A 15,844-nucleotide genomic window follows, 5' to 3' on the forward strand; every position below is an offset into this window, starting at 1 on the left:
CCCTTTGTAATAGAATACAATTTCCTGCCCAAAATTGTACTTTTTTATGTAAAGATGGATTACAGAGAAGCTTTTGATCACACGCTCGAAAAGTTCGGCATCACCGCTAAGTCGCTAGCCCTCAAGAGTGGAGTGCAGGAGCGACAAATCAGCCACTTTAGAAACAAACAAAAAGACTTGATGGCTGGGAATCTTTTCAGCCTGATAGGGGCGTTGCCAACTGATGCTCAAATTTATTTTTTTTCCTGCGTCGCTAGTGAATCGATGCTAGAAACTGTTGACTTGCGATCGCTCGTTAAATCTATGCCAGCAGCTCGTAAATCGGAAGTCCTTACCTTGATAGCAGACTCATTGTTAGAAAACCTCGAAAATACTGAAACAAATGGCTTGATATCAGCGTTATGATAGCTTGCCAGATGTTTTTGGTGCAAAAAGTTGGTTGATCGTTGAGTAGTGACTCGATATCATGAAAATCCTTATTTAATAAGGCTTTTAAGCTTAACTCAGTATTCTGTATTATCATATTTATACCTCATCTTGAAGAGGAAAAAAAACTACTGTTGATTTTGGAGTTGGCTTTTCAAGTAATATGAGAGATGAAATTGCTGCATCCAATTTCATCCGTATTCTATTAGTATTACGAGTGCTTGATTGTATTCGCATTCTGGGGAATTTACTAGTTTTATAATTTGTTTTTTCAGGCTTAGATCCATATCATTCACACTCCAATACAAAATCGCAGATTGTCGCAATTGGCTATCCATTTAGCTGTAAATCCTCTTTACTACATGGCTCTATATGCCACATGGACAAATTTCCGACTTGATGATTTCTAGTTTTTAGGTGAGTGCCCTGTAGGGAATTACTGTTAATAAATGTTGAAGTGCTATAAAGGTAGAACTAAATTTTGCACCAACGCACAACGAAAGTACGCCTTCAGGTGCTATAGTATATTTCATGATCAAAAGCTCCTAAAATTGTGAGAATCAATATATCTGACAACGTTCAAAGTCGGCAAACTTTGATGCATTGATTTAATAGATGGTTTGTTTATTAAAAATGATAAGTAGAATTTCCTAGTGATGCATAAACACTAGGAAATTTTGTTTTTTGAAGTAGTTATTAAAATATCTTCATTAAGGCTGTTGAGAGTGTTTGTAATACATTCTCTTACTAAAGCACTACGGCTTATCCCTTTAACTTCCGCCAAGTACTCTAATTTTATAACCAAATCTTTATTGAGTTTCGTCGTTACTGCTATATGGTGCTTACGTATCTTTTATTCTCCTTTTATAGAGGTATACCTTTTACTTTTAAAAATATATCATACAATATCAGCGTAAAAAATAAATTTATCTGCTAATTTTATCTATAATGCTTTATTAAGGTATTTACGCTTTCTTCATTCTGTATAAGCATTTTGAATCGTGATAATTTGAAGTACAGATTACTTACTTAGCTAGGGAAACATTAATTTAATTTCATTAAAAATGCTATATTATTGTATTTAATTTTTAAATTAATCTCCAGGCAGCTTATTGCATAAGTTTGCAATCTTTCTACCCTACAATAAGAACTCAATCGCTTAAAGAACAATAACTGTTTTTTCTATTGATATTTGAGTGTCTTAAATATTTTTGAATAATAATGGCTATTATTCAAGTAAAAAATAAAAGTTACTATTATGGGCATGAGTGTCTAGCAATTCTGTATTGTTTTAACTTTGGATGCGATCGCATAATGACGAGATAATCAAGACAAACGAAGTCTCGTTTTTGTCTATATATATCGATTTCTATAGTGCTTATCCTTAAAACTACTACTTATTTATATGAAACCTGTGGAATTTGATAGCAGAAAATGGTGCTTTCCCAGTAAGCTGTTTTTCTGAACATCCAGAAAAAATAGTTGTAAACTATAGCCTAATGCTTATGCTTCATATTGATATACAAAAATCACGCTCCTAAATCTAGATACTGATTTGCTTGAGTGGAGTTACTAGATTGACTCTGATGGTTATGATTGCATTTAGGATGGTGAACTCTGTTGTTTTGTGACTTAAATGTATACTCTTTCTTTACAAGATATTCTCATTATGGAAATAATCATCGTTGCACTATCTGAAATCATTTTTCAATAGATGGTTTATATACCCTTGATTACTTCGTGAATACTCTATGTACATTAGGGTTGCAAATACTGCTTACTCATCACTACAAAAAAGGGATACACCAAAATGCGAGAACAACATCTCAATGTAAAAAAAGGAGATATTATCCACATCCCCCAAGGTGTTTAATACTCCTTCTCAAGAAGGTCTCCCAGAAATGAATGAGTGAAACTGCTATATATACTGTCAAAACTCAGATCATACTGCGTAGTCTTGTAGGCTAAAGATTTATTTTATAAATGGTTTCTCAGGCTTCGTGACGTATTAGCGAGTTACAAAATGCGATCATTTACCCTTCTGCATAATCGGTAAATTGAACCAGGGCTAGTTATTTAACTAGCAATCGCATGAAATGTAGAGCTAGTGACGATTTTTGTCAGTGTATCGGCAATAATTTTGGGATTAATGAACAGCGTTTCATGACCTCCAGGGCATTCAATTACCTCATACGTGCTAAGGCTGTGTGCCATCTCGATATAGGTTCCTGCTGGAAGCGAGCGGTCATCTTTGCAAAACAACACTGTTTGAAAGATATTTAAGGGCAAGAAGTCATTGGTGTTGACTTTGGTATTGAAGAGAACGAATGGTTGCGGTACCAAATGACTCAGCAGTGCATTTTGTACTTCTGTTGAGTCATCTTTCATAAGAGCATTACGAATTAAATCTTCCAGAACAGGTATGCTTTTGTCAGGAGAAGCGATCGCAGCATCAATCAAAATTGGGGCAAATTCCGGGAGAAGCATATCTAATTGCGAAGCACCATCTGGCAAGATAAAGGCATTATGAAAGACGAGATGAGCAATCTTTTTGCCTACTCTGGGTGCAACTGCTTGCAACAGAAAACCCGCACTGGAATGACCAACGAGAATAACAGGTTCTTGCTGTTGCTCTATCACAGCCGCGATCGCGTCTAGGTAGTCAACAAAGGATAAGAAGAGAAAAAAACACCCAACTGGGTGGTGTTCTAGGTGACTATAGGCAGACGGCAAGGATGTTGCAATGCCTTACCCGCCTGGTATAGATGATTCGCTCTAGTTCGTACGTCATTAAGCGTCGCTTACTCATCTAGAAAATAACTTTCATCCATTTCTGGGTTTTGACTAAAGTCGTAATAATCTATCTGTCTCGCCATAAGATTTACGCGTTCTTCTGTCGCTTGAACTTCCCGCTTCAAGCTATTAATCGTGTTACACATCTCTGGTTGCAAATAAAATTGATGCTCGGACAAAAAATCTATCACTTTGTTAAATTTTTTCCGATCAAAATTTTTGTCTTCTTTTAGCTTTCTTAATTGCTCTATTGCTTCCATGATTGATGAACGTGGAATCTGAGGCATGAGATCGGGAACCAAATCAATTGAGCCATCCTCAGACACTACAATAGCTATGCAAGGATACTGACTTGTTTCTACATACCTGATAGCAGAGTTATATCTTGCTCCTCTTGCAGATGAACCTTTGTTAGAAGCCAGTCCGTCTAGAATTACACCAATTGCATAACACATAGAACTTGAATCGATAAGTACAGCTCCATCGATACCTGTTATCACTTTCATGAGTTGAGTTGTGATTTCTACAGGTTCGATAATTGTAGCCTGATTTTTCAGACGATTTGACTCTTCTTTAGCTCCAGAAGATACAACAACCATTGTGCCGTGTTTTTGCTTGGTTGCTTCTAAGACTAACTCCCACAATTTCACAATTTCCTTAAGTGTAATTTTTGGGAAAATTCTTTTAATATCTGTTTCAAATTTATGCCGATCAATACTCGCTCTAGGTAATTCTGGCTGACGATAAGTTACCCGCATCAATACATGGTCAGCGTGTACGAGTTCCCAAGTATAGTGTTTAGTGAAGTTGATTAAGAATAAATCTTCTGTACGTTGCTCGTATAAGCCTTTGATTTTTCCTAGCCCATAAATGTACTCAGAGTCACTAAGCAGACTGATTTCATCACAGTATATTGCTCCAATAGCATCGTGACATGAGCGTCCAGGTCTGAACCCGTATGAGTTAGGTTCAAATCGCGCTTCCCATTCTGGTTCTAATGCCAATTTGACAAGTGCTTGCAATGCTCGGTCGAACATTGTCGGTATTCCCAAAGGTCTTTTTTCCTCTGTTCCTGGTTTGGGTATCCAAACTCGGCGCGTTGCTCCCCGATAAACTTATTGGTCGCCGTGCTTTCTCCCCAGCTTCCACCAAATCTAATGCGCTTTGGCGTTGGCGTCTTTTTTCCCCATATTCCAAACTTTCGGTTTGAGCGCCTTGGGTAGCTTTTTGTTCGGCAATTGCATTGGCAGCAATTTCAGGCTGATCGTTGAGATTAGCTTGGGCGCTTTGGTATCACTATCCGGATCATGGTGAGGCGACTGGCATAAAATTTGACCCCTCAAAACTTTTCAAACACCCTCTAAAAGGACTAGTTATCAAATAAAGGGTTTTTGTTCAAATAGGTCAAGTTTGTCTTGCCCTGTTCGATCTGATAAAAATCTCTGTCTGTCGAATTTAGGTTAATTATCTCAAACACAATTTGATGAACATGTTTGTGAGCGTTCAAAGCCGTAACAGCTAGCTTCTCTATGCTATTTGGATCTGGACTCTGATCCGAGAGAGGGGCAAAGATAACATTTTTAAACTGTTTTCCTCTGATCGGCTGTTCCCGCTGGTGGGCCTTGCCATCCGCTATTCCAGAAGCGGTGAGTCCAGCTAATTGATTGGCAGCACCATCTAGATGACCTTTAAGGTTCTCAATCTTAGTTGACTTCATCTGTACAAACTTGCCAACTGTATTGGGGATATCATTGACCTCTTGTTTCGAGCTATCCTCTTGTTTTGGAAAATGCCAAAGAGTTACGTCCGCACCAATTTTACCCTCTTTGAGTTTCTCTGTGGATAATTTTGTCGGATCAAAGCCTAGATAAAGCTCAAGCTCTGACTTACTCAGCTTTTCTAATTGAACTTTGATATTGTTATCAGCATCAACTGCATTAGCTGCGAACTCTAACTCCTTATAGAAGCCGAATCCTCCGGGGATACTTGCTTTTCGTCCTATATCCCCGATCTTGTTTTTGGGGAAAGCTCTTTCGGATTTAATTAATAAATCAACTAGTTTTTTTACATCGTCTGTAAACTGATTCACCGATGAACTAGATGGCTCGGCAGCAGTAAAACCAGATGCCTGTGCATGTCTAAGTTGCTCACGTTCATTAATAATTTTCAGCACCTCTACTCGCTTATTTGAGTCCTGTCCAGAGAATTTAACTATTTTTTCAACTTCTTTATCTGTTGCTATTTCAATTAAAGTTTGAAGCCGCTTAACACGTAGTTGAGCCTTCTCTGACTTCTTTGTGCTGGGTGCAATAAGAAGATTTTCATCTTTAAATGTTTCTTTAACAGCATCTTCAGTTTCTAGTCGAATTTGTTTATTGTTAAGCTGTTGCAATATAAGTGTTCTTTGTATCGTAGGCTGACAATTAGAAGAAACAGATGTTGTTATTCGGTGATTATACTGCTGTGCTTGTCGAGTGGGCGTATTTGATTGTTGCACCACATGCGTCAACTCATGCGCCAACAACTCCTGCCCCCCTCGACTCCCAGGATTATATTCACCCGAACGAAAGAACACATCCTGTCCCGTCGTGAAAGCCCGCGCCTGAATTGACCGATTCAACTGGTCAGATAGACCATCCGTGTGAACCTTCACCCTACTAAAATCTGCGCCAAACGCTTGTTCCATCGGATGGCGAATATTGTCAGCCATCACCTGTCCACCACCCCTAGCTTGGTTAATGGACGCTTCCAGGTCTGGCGCACCAGTCATCGCAGCCTCACTCTGACGCTGTACCATCGGCTTCATTTGCAACTCTTCCTCATCCTCTGGCACTTCTTCTCGTTGCAGTGTGCTATTGTCCAGAGATTTCATCTGCAATTCTTCCTCATCCTCTGGTAATGCTTCTCGTTGCACCAAAGGCGTGATGGAATTTGCTAGAGGTTTCATTTGCAATTCTTCCTCATCCTCTGGCAATGTTTCTCGTTGGATAGACTGGCGATTTACAGGTTGCGCCATTCTTTGCATTACCTGCTGTGCTACGCTATCAGCTTCCTGCTCATACTTATCTCCAGGCTGGCTAATTGAGAGTTTTGCTTGGGGATTACGCAGGGGTATGCGACTTAGATCGTGAGTAAGTGGTTTATGGAGTGATTGTAATTCAGGAACCGCTTGGCGTAAAATTGCCGACGACTCCAAACCAAATCCAGGTATTGGGTGTTTCAGGGATGGAATTGAGAAGCCTGTAGTAGTTTTTTTCTTCTGGCTGATGTGTTCTCTCATTTTCTTCTCCTGTTGCCCAAGCCGTAGGTAGATATTTTGCTGTTACTAACATCTAGAATACAGCGATCACACTTGTAACACAATTCTTCAATTGTCGGAATGCAGGTAGTCTAAACTCAATCTGATAACAATGTTCGGGGTATCGCGATTGTAGATGGGTAATGGTTGAGTGGATAGATCGTGAAAATTTTCCATCAACCCTGAAGGGCGATCGCCCCCCTGTCAAAAGTCCAAGATAAAAACAGGAGTGAAAAATTTTTCATAACCTCATGAAAAATTTTTCAGGAGGTCTGTATTGGCAAGTTGTAGGATGCGTAGGCGAAGCCCGCCGCAGGCATCGCATCACCCAAAGAAAAAATTCTGCTCGTTCCTTGAGACTCAGCTAGCATTATTCAATTGTTGAAATTCTTGGGTAAATACACAAATAAAACCATATCACTGATACCAGTGTGGTTTTGCTTCGGCTAGTCGCTCAATTGAAGCTTTACTTCGACTACGCTCAGTAACCATTAGCTCTTGGGTTAGTTTCAGCGTGGGTTTAATTATTCCCACAGCTACTATCCCTGACTGAGACTTGAGCGATTTAATTTGAGTCAATCGTAAAATATGTTACCTAGCATTGTCAAGGTGGTGGTTGGGAATATAAGGGATAAGAAGAAAAGCGCAGTCCCCTTAATCTTGAGCCTCGACTTCCTGCCAGCCTTTGATAGCAGCAACAATAAAAGCACCTGCTGGGTTATCAATTGCTTTCTCAAATGCAGCCAAGCCACCCTCTTTAACGGCATTTATGACTCGTTGTTTCAATGTTGGGTTGCTTTCAATCTGATTTATAGCTTCTGTCAAAAGTACAGATTTCCGAAAAGCTATCCTTACTAATACCTGTTGGCATCAAGCGAAAATGCTTGACCGTGTTCGTCCTGGCTCAACTTATCTGCAAAAGTCACAAATACGTCAACTGCTGGTTACAGGACAGGGACAGGACAAAAACTTTGATGGTCAAAACCTACGAGGTATCAACTTACAATCAGCTAATTTAGCAGATGCAAGTTTTATTGGTGCTGATCTGAGGGAAGCTAATTTGCAAGATGCCGACCTATCCAGAGCCGAGCTATTGCAAACTCAGTTAGATGGAACAGATTTAACCGGGGCAACTCTTACTGGTGCTTGCATTGAAGACTGGGGTATTACGAGCCATACCAAGTTGCATGGAGTTAAGTGCGAATATGTGTTTATGCGATCGCCAACTCCAAGTGACCCCAATCGCCGCCGTAAGCCAGACAATTGGAACGAAACCTTTGCAGACGGTGACTTTGCCGATTTTATCAAACCAATTTTTGACACCCTCGACCTTTACCACAATTCCAATGTTGACCCCCGCGCCATTGCGATCGCGTTCAAAAACCTCGCTCAAAACCATCCTGAAGCCGAGTTAGAAATCGCGGCAATGGAGAAATGCGGCGATGATAAAATCCTGCTTAGAGCCAAAACCGCACCAGATAGCAATAAATCTCAACTAAGTGCAGAATATTTTGATGACTATAATCGACTCAAAGCTTTATCGCAGAGTCAGCAATTATTGCTGGTAGAAAAAAGCGATCGCATTCGTAATTTAGAAATTATGGTAAATACTGCACTTGGACAGTCTAAATATCATATAGAAGGAAATCCCATCATGTCTGATATCAGTGGCATTAATATTCAAGGTAGCAGTAATGTTAGCGGTATCGCTGGCAATAGTTCTGTTGCTAATCTAGGAACCATTAGCGGTAATGTGAGTATTGCTCTCAATCAGTTACCTGATGCACCAGATACCGAAAAACCGGGAATCAAAGAACTGTTGACGCAGTTGCACTCTTGCATTTCACAGTCGGCAGATTTGCCAGAAACAGACAAAGCTGATGCATTAATACAGATACAAGCTTTAGCCGAAGCTAGTAAAAGCCCCCAAGAATCCACCAAACAAAAGACTGCAAAAAACGCAATCACCATGTTGAAAGGGATATTTTCTGGCTTACCTGCTGTTGCTTCTCTGGTGGAAGCGGGTAATAAATTATTGCCTGCGATTTCTAAATTATTCGGTTTAGGATAATTTAACGTGAGTTCGATATCTCCGATTGTGACCAATACGGTTCGGTTCACATCCCCGCCCCCACAACTTAACAAGAGTGAAAAATTTTTCATAATGTCAAATCAGATTTTGTGGGAGCGATCGCTCTCATGCTTTACAGCCGCTTGAAGAAGCGATCGCCTGAAGATTTTGTATGCGCTTTGCTAATCAGATCCGCAAATGCTAAAACGTTGGTGTTCACCGCAACTCCAAAAAAAGCAATTGAATTATATGCGCTGGAAACGGGTTCTACTAGCCACAGGATTAGGGACGTTAGCTATATTCATTGCTGTGACAGTCTATCGGGAATATCAGGTTAGAACACAAGGCTGGTGTGTGCGTTTTTACCCCGATGGCAGCAAGAAGGTATTTTACGGCGATGATTGCTGGAAGTAAGTAATCTCGAACAAAAATGGCGTGCAGTTAATGAGCGATCGCGAGTAGACTGTGTGCGTAAAATTATTTTTAAGCCAATGTTCATTGAAACGAACAACAAGGACGGTAACAGGATTCCGATCAACGTTGACGCGATCGCCTACGTTGACTTTGACGTAGAGTTTGTGTTTGAAGGTCAAATAGCAGACGGAGTTAGAGTCTACTTTCAAGCGTCAAGAGGAGATAAAGAAAGGTATTGGTTAGCATTTCAGGATTTTGTTGGCAAAGAAGCAGAAAACCTTAAAGCGGGTCTTGCCAAAATACTAGAAGCCCAGAATTTTTCTGCTTAATTCCTGAAAAATTTTTCAACAACTTTTCTCCATCGGATCGTCGCGCCCAATGCCAAGCGATCGCCTTACGCCCGTACCTTGTGAAAAATTTTTCATGTGGTCAGCTTGACTTTTTTAGAAGCGATCGCCCAAGAGTGAAAATTTTTTACAAACTGTTCTCCATCGGATCTTCGCGTTCAAGCAAGAGTGATCGCAATCCAACCACTGTTTAGATGTACATGAGGCTGATACTAGAAAACCTGCACAAAGCAAGCAGCGGCTCATCAGCTTGTTGAGCAGGCTGCCAAGGACATTTTGCTTTTTTATTCTTCACTTAGTCAAAAGTCGAATAATGTACTACCTTAGATTTATAAGCTACCTTATAAATCTAAGGAAAATGAAAGATGATCATATCGGAGACAAAATGAGTAGTCAAAAAAATGGGTGGCAGCAACACCCGGAACTTGGTGAAGTTAAGTCTATTACTCCTACCGAGGAAAGTATCTTAACCGTGCTATACGCCTATTTGGACATGGGCTTATACAACCTGCATGTCTTAGACAAAATTAATCAAGCAAATAAGCGTGTCGGTAAACGAGAAGTTAGTCCAGGTACTTTTTACCCAACAGTGAAGCGTCTTGAGGCTGATGGCTTGATTGAGGGGTTTTGGAAGGAAGAAGTTCTTCCGGGAGTGCGTAGACGTTACCTCAAGATTAGTGCTTTTGGGGTAAAAGCATTGACTGCTAGTCGTCAATACCGAGACCTATTGAGTGAAGGCAAATTTGGAGAAGGAGAAGAAGGACTGCTTGAACCGGGATTGTTCTCGTATATCTATGCCTTTATCCAGATAGCTAAACGCTGGCAACTGGGGCATGACTAATTTTGGCACGATTTTGCAGCGATGCCTACAGATGGCTACGTCTAAGCGGTTTACTTTAAATCTTCCTGTTTTCATTGTCGTGCCTACTTTTTGGTAGTAATGCATCTTTGGGCAGAACTATTGTTCTCAAAATTGATGAGGTTTATGTGTTCTCGCATCATGTGTATCTACGAGGAGATAAAAATGACGAAACAATCGGACAGTGACGAGAAGAAGGTAAAATTCAGAGAATTTAAGGCATCTATTAATAACCAATTAAAAGGTTTAGCCTACACAAGGCTCCAAGCTAGTAGCAACAAGAGTAAGAAAAGTCTTTTTTGGAAGTGGATAGACATTGTTAATATCACTGCTGTAATATTTTTGCTCGCTACAGGTAATTCGCCGATTATAGTATTTTCGATATCGGCTATATTCACTGGGATACGACCTTTCAATTGGTTCATCTACAAGGTATTTTTCTCAAAAGAAATCCAAGCGAATATTGTTGACCAATGGTATCGATGGGCTAGAAAAGGGCATCTGTATGCTTGTTTTAGGATGTCTATGTACCTGCCACAAGTTGCACTTGCTTCCCTATCCATAATGTTGGAGGGGTTCAAAAATAAACGCTCATGAACTCAGATTTAATTGCAAAGGAAGAGTTGATGCGTCAACATCAACTCTTCCTAGAAGTTGATTTATCATTTCCTGCGCTAACAGGAAAAACGTCAATCTCGTTTTTGTATTAACTCCAAAAGGAGGAGTCTATGTTTATTTTAAACGGTGGCAATGATCAAAAGCCACAACCTCATCTTGCACGCTTGCTAGCTATATTCTTCAGCATTGGAATTACAATTGGTTCCGGGCTGGGTTACGGCTTTAAACAAGCAACAGATTCAATGCCTTCCAAGTCTACCAGCACTGCCACTCAGCAAAAAAGCCAAAACTTTGGGCTTGCCGAATACATCAGGCTTGAACCTGGCATGAGTCTAACGCAAGTCGAATCCATTCTTGACCGAGGTGTTGAAGTCGAAAGGTCTGAAACAACCGCCAAATATATTTGGAGAAACGCCAGTGGTTCTAATATTACCGTTGTCTTTAAGAATGGCAAGCTTGTAAGAAAAACTCAAGAGAATCTGATGTGAAGATCATGGCTTGCAGCCTTTAATAGGGGAAGCTTCCACCTGCTCTAAGAGCGCTTCGCGCTCTTACAAGCGATCGCAAGTCACCTTCTCTGGTCTTTCGCGATCGCGCTCCTCAACCAGATATTCGCGTACTTGATGAAGCGCGATCGCCTTTCATGCCATACTCATGAAAAATTTTTCATAAACTATTCTCCATTGGATCTTCGCGTCCAAGCAAGAGCGATCGCAGTTGTGCTTTTACATTATCAAACTCAGTTCCGCAATAATAGTATTCTTTATTACGAAGGTCTGCCAAATAGTACCCGGTCTTGCCACCATTGATCTTGAGTATTTGGTGTATTCCTCTTACTGGGATACTTACAAGAGGTTTAATAACTGGAGAATTAACTGATGCGAGCAAAGATACGCAATACAGAGATTTACTTTGATGTTGAAGGTGTAGGGTTAGTAGTGGACGGATCGCAATTGCGATCGCAGCCAGTCGCTTTCATCATTCATGGTGGGCCGGGTGGTGACCATACTCCTGATAAACCTACCTTCTCTCCCCTTAGCCACAAGATGCAACTTATCTATTTTGACCATCGAGGGCAAGGACGGTCAGCGCGGGGCCCAAAAGAAACCTATACCCTGGACAATAATATTGAAGACATGGAGGCACTGCGCCAATATCTGGGTTTGGACAAAATTGTAGTGCTTGGGACTTCCTACGGTGGCATGGTTGCTCTTTCCTACGCGATTCGCTATCCCCAAAATACCTCTCATCTGATTGTCATCTCTACCGTAGCGGATTCTCGCTTTTTAAGGAGAGCACAGGAGATTCTCACAGAACGGGGAACTGAAGAACAAAAGGCGATTGCCCAACGACTTTGGAACGGCAAATTTGAGAACGAAGAACAACTGCGCGAGTTCTTCAAAGTGATGATGCCTCTGTATTCGTTCACCTACGATCCTAACTCACATAAGCAAGCATCAAACCCAATGATTCTCTCTGTTGATGCCATCAATGTTGCTTTTGGTGGCTTTTTGCACTCTTACAGCGTGCTAGACCAGCTACATAAAATTACGTCACCAACCTTAGTAATTGGAGGACGGCATGACTGGATTTGTCCACCGGAATTCTCTGAAGAAATAGCTAGGGAAATTCCTAATGCCGACCTGAGAATCTTTGAAAACAGCAGTCATTTGATTCGGGTTGATGAACCAGAGGCTCTCCGAGATGCGATCGCGGGTTTCTTGGTCTACAAGTCATACCGCCCGACATCCGATACGTAACCGCGCCAGCTGATGAAACGCTCATACCCTGCATACGTGGCGTGGCGGAATATCTCAATTCCTTTAGATGTAACGACATAAGGCTGAGTCAATCTGTTGATTGAATCGTCGTAAGAGATTTGGGCGATCGCGTTTGCCTCACCAAGTTTCGCTTTCTCCAGTATGCTTTGTGAGTCCATTTAACTATTTTTTTAACAACCTGTACTTATGACACCCAAAATCGCTGCAAAAATCATCGACCTCCTGAAAAATTTTGGCAAACCCCGAATAGGGCGATCGCAAGCAAGCTACGCAAGTATTAATCAGGATTCTCGCCGAATTTGGTTTCTGATAAAGAGTTGTTCTGCAATAATTAGAATGAGCAGTGGCTCTACAGATGCTCCCGCGATCGCCTCCATCGACCAGTTGTGATTTACCAGGTTGAGGATCGCTATAGCAAGCGTTACTACAATCAGAAATATTGGTAGGAAGATGACAAAATTCCGATCCCAAGCAGGTTTATCGCGTAGTTTCGCTTCGCTCCGTAGTACACCTTGACGCCAAAATCGAAAGGTACTAAGGACAGCGGCAAGGTATAACAGTCCAGCATTTACTAGCAGGCTTGTTTTTTGGTTTGGAGTGATGTCAGAATGCTTAAGTACGACCACCGTTAGGCAAACTCCCGCTGCTAGATACAGAAAAGTAAACACAGTAAAGTGTCTCATTAGTTTCTCCTTGGCTTTAAGGAGGATAGGCTCGCTTAACAAAGCATCTAAATTATACTTGGTGACATACTCCCAGCGCCGCCCAATATTCGGAACGCTACCGCGAACGGGACGGCGTGGGGCTGCTGGCGGAAATAGCTCAAAATTCTGGCATTGCGATCGGGGCGACTCAATCGACTTAAATCCTATGCGGCAAGAGGGGAATGCCCACCTGATGAATTTTTGCTTGAATGTCAAACTGACCCAGTGTTAAAGATTCAGATCAAGCGTTTTTTCCAACGATAAATATTTGTTGCAAAAGCTCAAAAATGAACCGTGGATCAAGAGAAATAATATGAGCAAAAGCAAAATTGTCAAGTCTTGTTTAATTTGTAAATACAGTACAGATCATCCTATATGGGTTTGGTCTTGCGAACATCCCGATGATTCAATCACAAGTGATGTTGAGATTTCTGACCCTAGTCAAATGACTGAAGAAGTAGCACAAGAATGGGCTAAAGATTGCCCTGGCTATACGTCACTACCCACACGAAGAGAATTGCGTCCTCAGGGAGAAAACAAGCTAAAACTGGCCAGTATGACGGGTGACAATCCAGGGTTTGAGTTTTTGTCCCAGTGCTGGGATGATGTCGCGCTGTGGAACAGGGTCAAGCAGCTGATTGCTTAGTATCCAGAATGGGGTGTTGCTTGTGTTGAGGGGAGGTTGGTAAATTAGAACTCATAAAAATGTCGCGTTAGCGCAACTCGCCGCAGGTATCGCTTTTTCCTTTGAACAAGCGCTGGGTGTAAATTTTGGAGTTCAGTTTGATGGTTAATCCTTCGATTATCGGCCCGCTAATCATGCCTTAAATGCTAAAGAAATTACAACGATTGCCGAAACTGACACCACGACAATCTATTCCAGTCGAATTAATTCAGGATAAGGCTTATGAGATATGGGCAATTCGTGAACGAAATGGAGAAAACGGTACTCCTGAAGATGATTGGTCTAAAGCAGTAGAACTTCTAAATCAAGACTGGTGGTTTGTCACTTCATGGAAGATAGACAAGCGTTACCAGCAGTTAAAAGTATCTGCTGCAACTTCAATAAAAAATGCCATATCCTTTAAAACTTTAAGTCAAGCAGTAAACGCTTCAGTGCTGATTGGTGCAATTACATTCATTGCTGGTGAGCAGCAGCGCCGTGATTTACAAGTCTACCAAGCATGGCAGGTTATTAGTGCGGCGCATGGACAGGGTGGTAGTGGTGGGAGAATACAGGCATTGGAATTTCTCAACAGTGAACCAAGAAGAATCCCTTGGTTTTGGTTGCGCTGGCAGAGAGAAAGTTTGTCTGGCTTAGAAATACCAAATGCTTACTTGGTTCCTGCTCGTAACCTTGATAAAAAGGATGGTATTCAACTGTCAGAGGCAAACCTGAACGATACTAACCTAGAGGGGGCAAACCTGAGTAGTGCCAATTTACAGAAGGCAAACCTGAGTAGTGCCAATTTGCAGAGGGCAGACCTGCAAAAGGCTAATCTACAGAGGGCAAGCTTGAGTAGTGCCAATTTACAGAGGGCAGACTTACAAAAAGCTAATCTACAGGAAGCATTCCTGTTAGTTGCCAATTTACAGAGGGCAAACCTACAAGAAGCTAATCTAAAGGAAGCATTCCTGTTAAAAGCAAATCTACAGAGGGCATCCCTGTTAAATGCAAATCTACAGAAGGCAATCTTGGGTGGAGCGAATCTACAAGGGGCAATCCTGGGTAAAGCGAATCTACAGGGGGCAATCCTGCGTGAAACCAATTTACAAGATGCAAACCTGAGTGTTGCCAATCTACAAAATACAAGCCTGAGTGTTGCCAATCTACAAGATGCTCAATATACAGATAAAACCACTAGTCGTGAAAGATGTAGCTCCTATTCAGACGACTACCCATGTCCCACCATCTTCCCCCCTAATTTTGACCCGAAAGCAGCAGGGATGATGTTAGTAAAGTGATGCCTTTTTGGGCGATCGCAAGTCATTGGATATAGGGATTTTGGCTCTCTACTTAGAACTCCCAAAATCACTGCAAAAATCACCACTCCTGAAAAATTTTTCATAACCTCCAACACAGCAGCACTCACTACCCAATATCCTTGGGTGGTTGCTGGGTGATTTCGTTTGAGTAGTTGAAAGCAAAGCGCTCTTACCAGCACTCGTTTAATCTCCGTCTTTCATCTCAACTAAAGTTTTATCAAGCCTATTGTTAGCTTCCTTGGCAAACTGAATGCATCGCACACTAGCGGTCATTCCCCCAACGGCGGTAAACGTTCCTTCTGTAACTTTGCCTGACAACAGCAATCCGGCTCCTATAACGCCAATGCAAGCGGGTGAACGAAAAAAGGTGTGGGGAAGAAAAAACGAGTTAGCGTACTATTTACGCTAACTAAGCTCTGACTGATATAGATGTTAACTCTTACTTCGATATGAATTATTTTTGAAATCTTGCCGCTTCTTCAACTAGGTCATTGAGTCCTAGCTCTAGTGTATGAAGCACCTGGTTTAACGCTTCGATTTTTGTCCG

At 41.3% G+C, this 15,844-nt stretch carries 16 protein-coding genes and 1 pseudogene; 9 read left to right on the forward strand and 8 right to left on the reverse strand.

Going from position 1 to position 15,844, the window contains the following annotated elements; translation table 11 throughout:
- Positions 1–54 precede the first annotated feature (54 nt).
- The gene (locus RMY64_RS25780) at positions 55–405 is read left to right on the forward strand and encodes a hypothetical protein (RefSeq protein ID WP_322701490.1); all 351 of its coding nucleotides are present in this window, start codon (positions 55–57) and stop codon (positions 403–405) included.
- Positions 406–2,502: 2,097 nt separating this feature from the next.
- Here RMY64_RS25780 and RMY64_RS25785 read toward each other — a convergent pair.
- The 5 genes and pseudogenes from RMY64_RS25785 to RMY64_RS25805 form a co-directional block, all read right to left on the reverse strand.
- Positions 2,503–3,159, reverse strand: a complete 657-nt coding sequence (locus tag RMY64_RS25785; RefSeq protein WP_322701491.1) for an alpha/beta hydrolase — start codon at positions 3,157–3,159, stop codon at positions 2,503–2,505.
- A 68-nt stretch (positions 3,160–3,227) separates the two neighbouring features.
- The gene (locus RMY64_RS25790; protein ID WP_416212158.1) at positions 3,228–4,142 is read right to left on the reverse strand and encodes a DNA integrity scanning protein DisA nucleotide-binding domain protein; all 915 of its coding nucleotides are present in this window, start codon (positions 4,140–4,142) and stop codon (positions 3,228–3,230) included.
- Positions 4,128–4,319 (reverse strand): annotated as a pseudogene (locus RMY64_RS25795) (reverse transcriptase/maturase family protein); the annotation flags it as partial. The pseudogene RMY64_RS25795 and the gene RMY64_RS25790, both read right to left, overlap by 15 nt.
- Positions 4,320–4,588: 269 nt before the next feature.
- Positions 4,589–6,499 (reverse strand): DUF4157 domain-containing protein, encoded by a 1,911-nt coding sequence (locus RMY64_RS25800; protein WP_322701492.1) that lies wholly within the window; start codon positions 6,497–6,499, stop codon positions 4,589–4,591.
- Positions 6,500–7,171: 672 nt separating this feature from the next.
- Positions 7,172–7,342, reverse strand: coding sequence for a hypothetical protein (locus tag RMY64_RS25805; protein WP_322701493.1), 171 nt, complete (start codon positions 7,340–7,342; stop codon positions 7,172–7,174).
- Between the two features lie 55 nt (positions 7,343–7,397).
- Here RMY64_RS25805 and RMY64_RS25810 point away from each other — a divergent pair, with 55 nt between their 5' ends.
- The 6 genes from RMY64_RS25810 (at position 7,398) to RMY64_RS25835 (ending at position 12,586) form a co-directional block, all read left to right on the forward strand.
- Positions 7,398–8,588, forward strand: a complete 1,191-nt coding sequence (locus RMY64_RS25810) for a pentapeptide repeat-containing protein (RefSeq protein WP_322701494.1) — start codon at positions 7,398–7,400, stop codon at positions 8,586–8,588.
- 198 nt (positions 8,589–8,786) lie between these two features.
- Positions 8,787–9,002 (forward strand): hypothetical protein, encoded by a 216-nt coding sequence (locus RMY64_RS25815; protein ID WP_322701495.1) that lies wholly within the window; start codon positions 8,787–8,789, stop codon positions 9,000–9,002.
- Positions 8,990–9,331, forward strand: coding sequence for a hypothetical protein (locus RMY64_RS25820; RefSeq protein ID WP_322701496.1), 342 nt, complete (start codon positions 8,990–8,992; stop codon positions 9,329–9,331). The genes RMY64_RS25815 and RMY64_RS25820 overlap by 13 nt, the downstream gene beginning before the upstream one ends.
- A 403-nt stretch (positions 9,332–9,734) precedes the next feature.
- The gene (locus tag RMY64_RS25825) at positions 9,735–10,190 is read left to right on the forward strand and encodes a PadR family transcriptional regulator (protein ID WP_322701497.1); all 456 of its coding nucleotides are present in this window, start codon (positions 9,735–9,737) and stop codon (positions 10,188–10,190) included.
- 746 nt (positions 10,191–10,936) lie between these two features.
- A complete protein-coding gene (locus RMY64_RS25830) occupies positions 10,937–11,314 on the forward strand; it encodes a hypothetical protein (RefSeq protein WP_322701498.1) in 378 nt (125 codons plus the stop codon).
- Positions 11,315–11,704: 390 nt separating this feature from the next.
- Complete coding sequence (locus tag RMY64_RS25835; protein WP_322701499.1) at positions 11,705–12,586, forward strand: alpha/beta fold hydrolase; 882 nt, start codon at positions 11,705–11,707, stop codon at positions 12,584–12,586.
- On the opposite strand, the gene RMY64_RS25840 is transcribed toward RMY64_RS25835, so the two are convergent.
- Both RMY64_RS25840 and RMY64_RS25845 read right to left on the reverse strand, forming a co-directional pair.
- Positions 12,553–12,765, reverse strand: a complete 213-nt coding sequence (locus RMY64_RS25840) for a hypothetical protein (RefSeq protein ID WP_322701500.1) — start codon at positions 12,763–12,765, stop codon at positions 12,553–12,555. The genes RMY64_RS25835 and RMY64_RS25840 overlap by 34 nt on opposite strands.
- A gap of 123 nt (positions 12,766–12,888) precedes the next feature.
- Positions 12,889–13,527, reverse strand: a complete 639-nt coding sequence (locus tag RMY64_RS25845; RefSeq protein WP_322701501.1) for a hypothetical protein — start codon at positions 13,525–13,527, stop codon at positions 12,889–12,891.
- 97 nt (positions 13,528–13,624) lie between these two features.
- On the opposite strand from RMY64_RS25845, the gene RMY64_RS25850 reads away from it, so the two are divergent.
- Together RMY64_RS25850 and RMY64_RS25855 are read left to right on the forward strand one after the other, a co-directional pair.
- Entirely contained in the window at positions 13,625–13,957 is a 333-nt protein-coding gene (locus RMY64_RS25850) for a hypothetical protein (protein WP_322701502.1), read from the forward strand.
- Between the two features lie 182 nt (positions 13,958–14,139).
- Complete coding sequence (locus RMY64_RS25855; protein ID WP_322701503.1) at positions 14,140–15,276, forward strand: pentapeptide repeat-containing protein; 1,137 nt, start codon at positions 14,140–14,142, stop codon at positions 15,274–15,276.
- 204 nt (positions 15,277–15,480) lie between these two features.
- Here the strand turns inward: RMY64_RS25855 and RMY64_RS36905 are convergent, their stop codons facing one another.
- Positions 15,481–15,621, reverse strand: a complete 141-nt coding sequence (locus RMY64_RS36905) for a hypothetical protein (protein WP_416212157.1) — start codon at positions 15,619–15,621, stop codon at positions 15,481–15,483.
- Between the last annotated feature and the right edge of the window lie 223 nt (positions 15,622–15,844).

Source organism: Nostoc sp. DedQUE08 (genome assembly GCF_034530895.1).
Lineage (GTDB): Bacteria > Cyanobacteriota > Cyanobacteriia > Cyanobacteriales > Nostocaceae > Nostoc.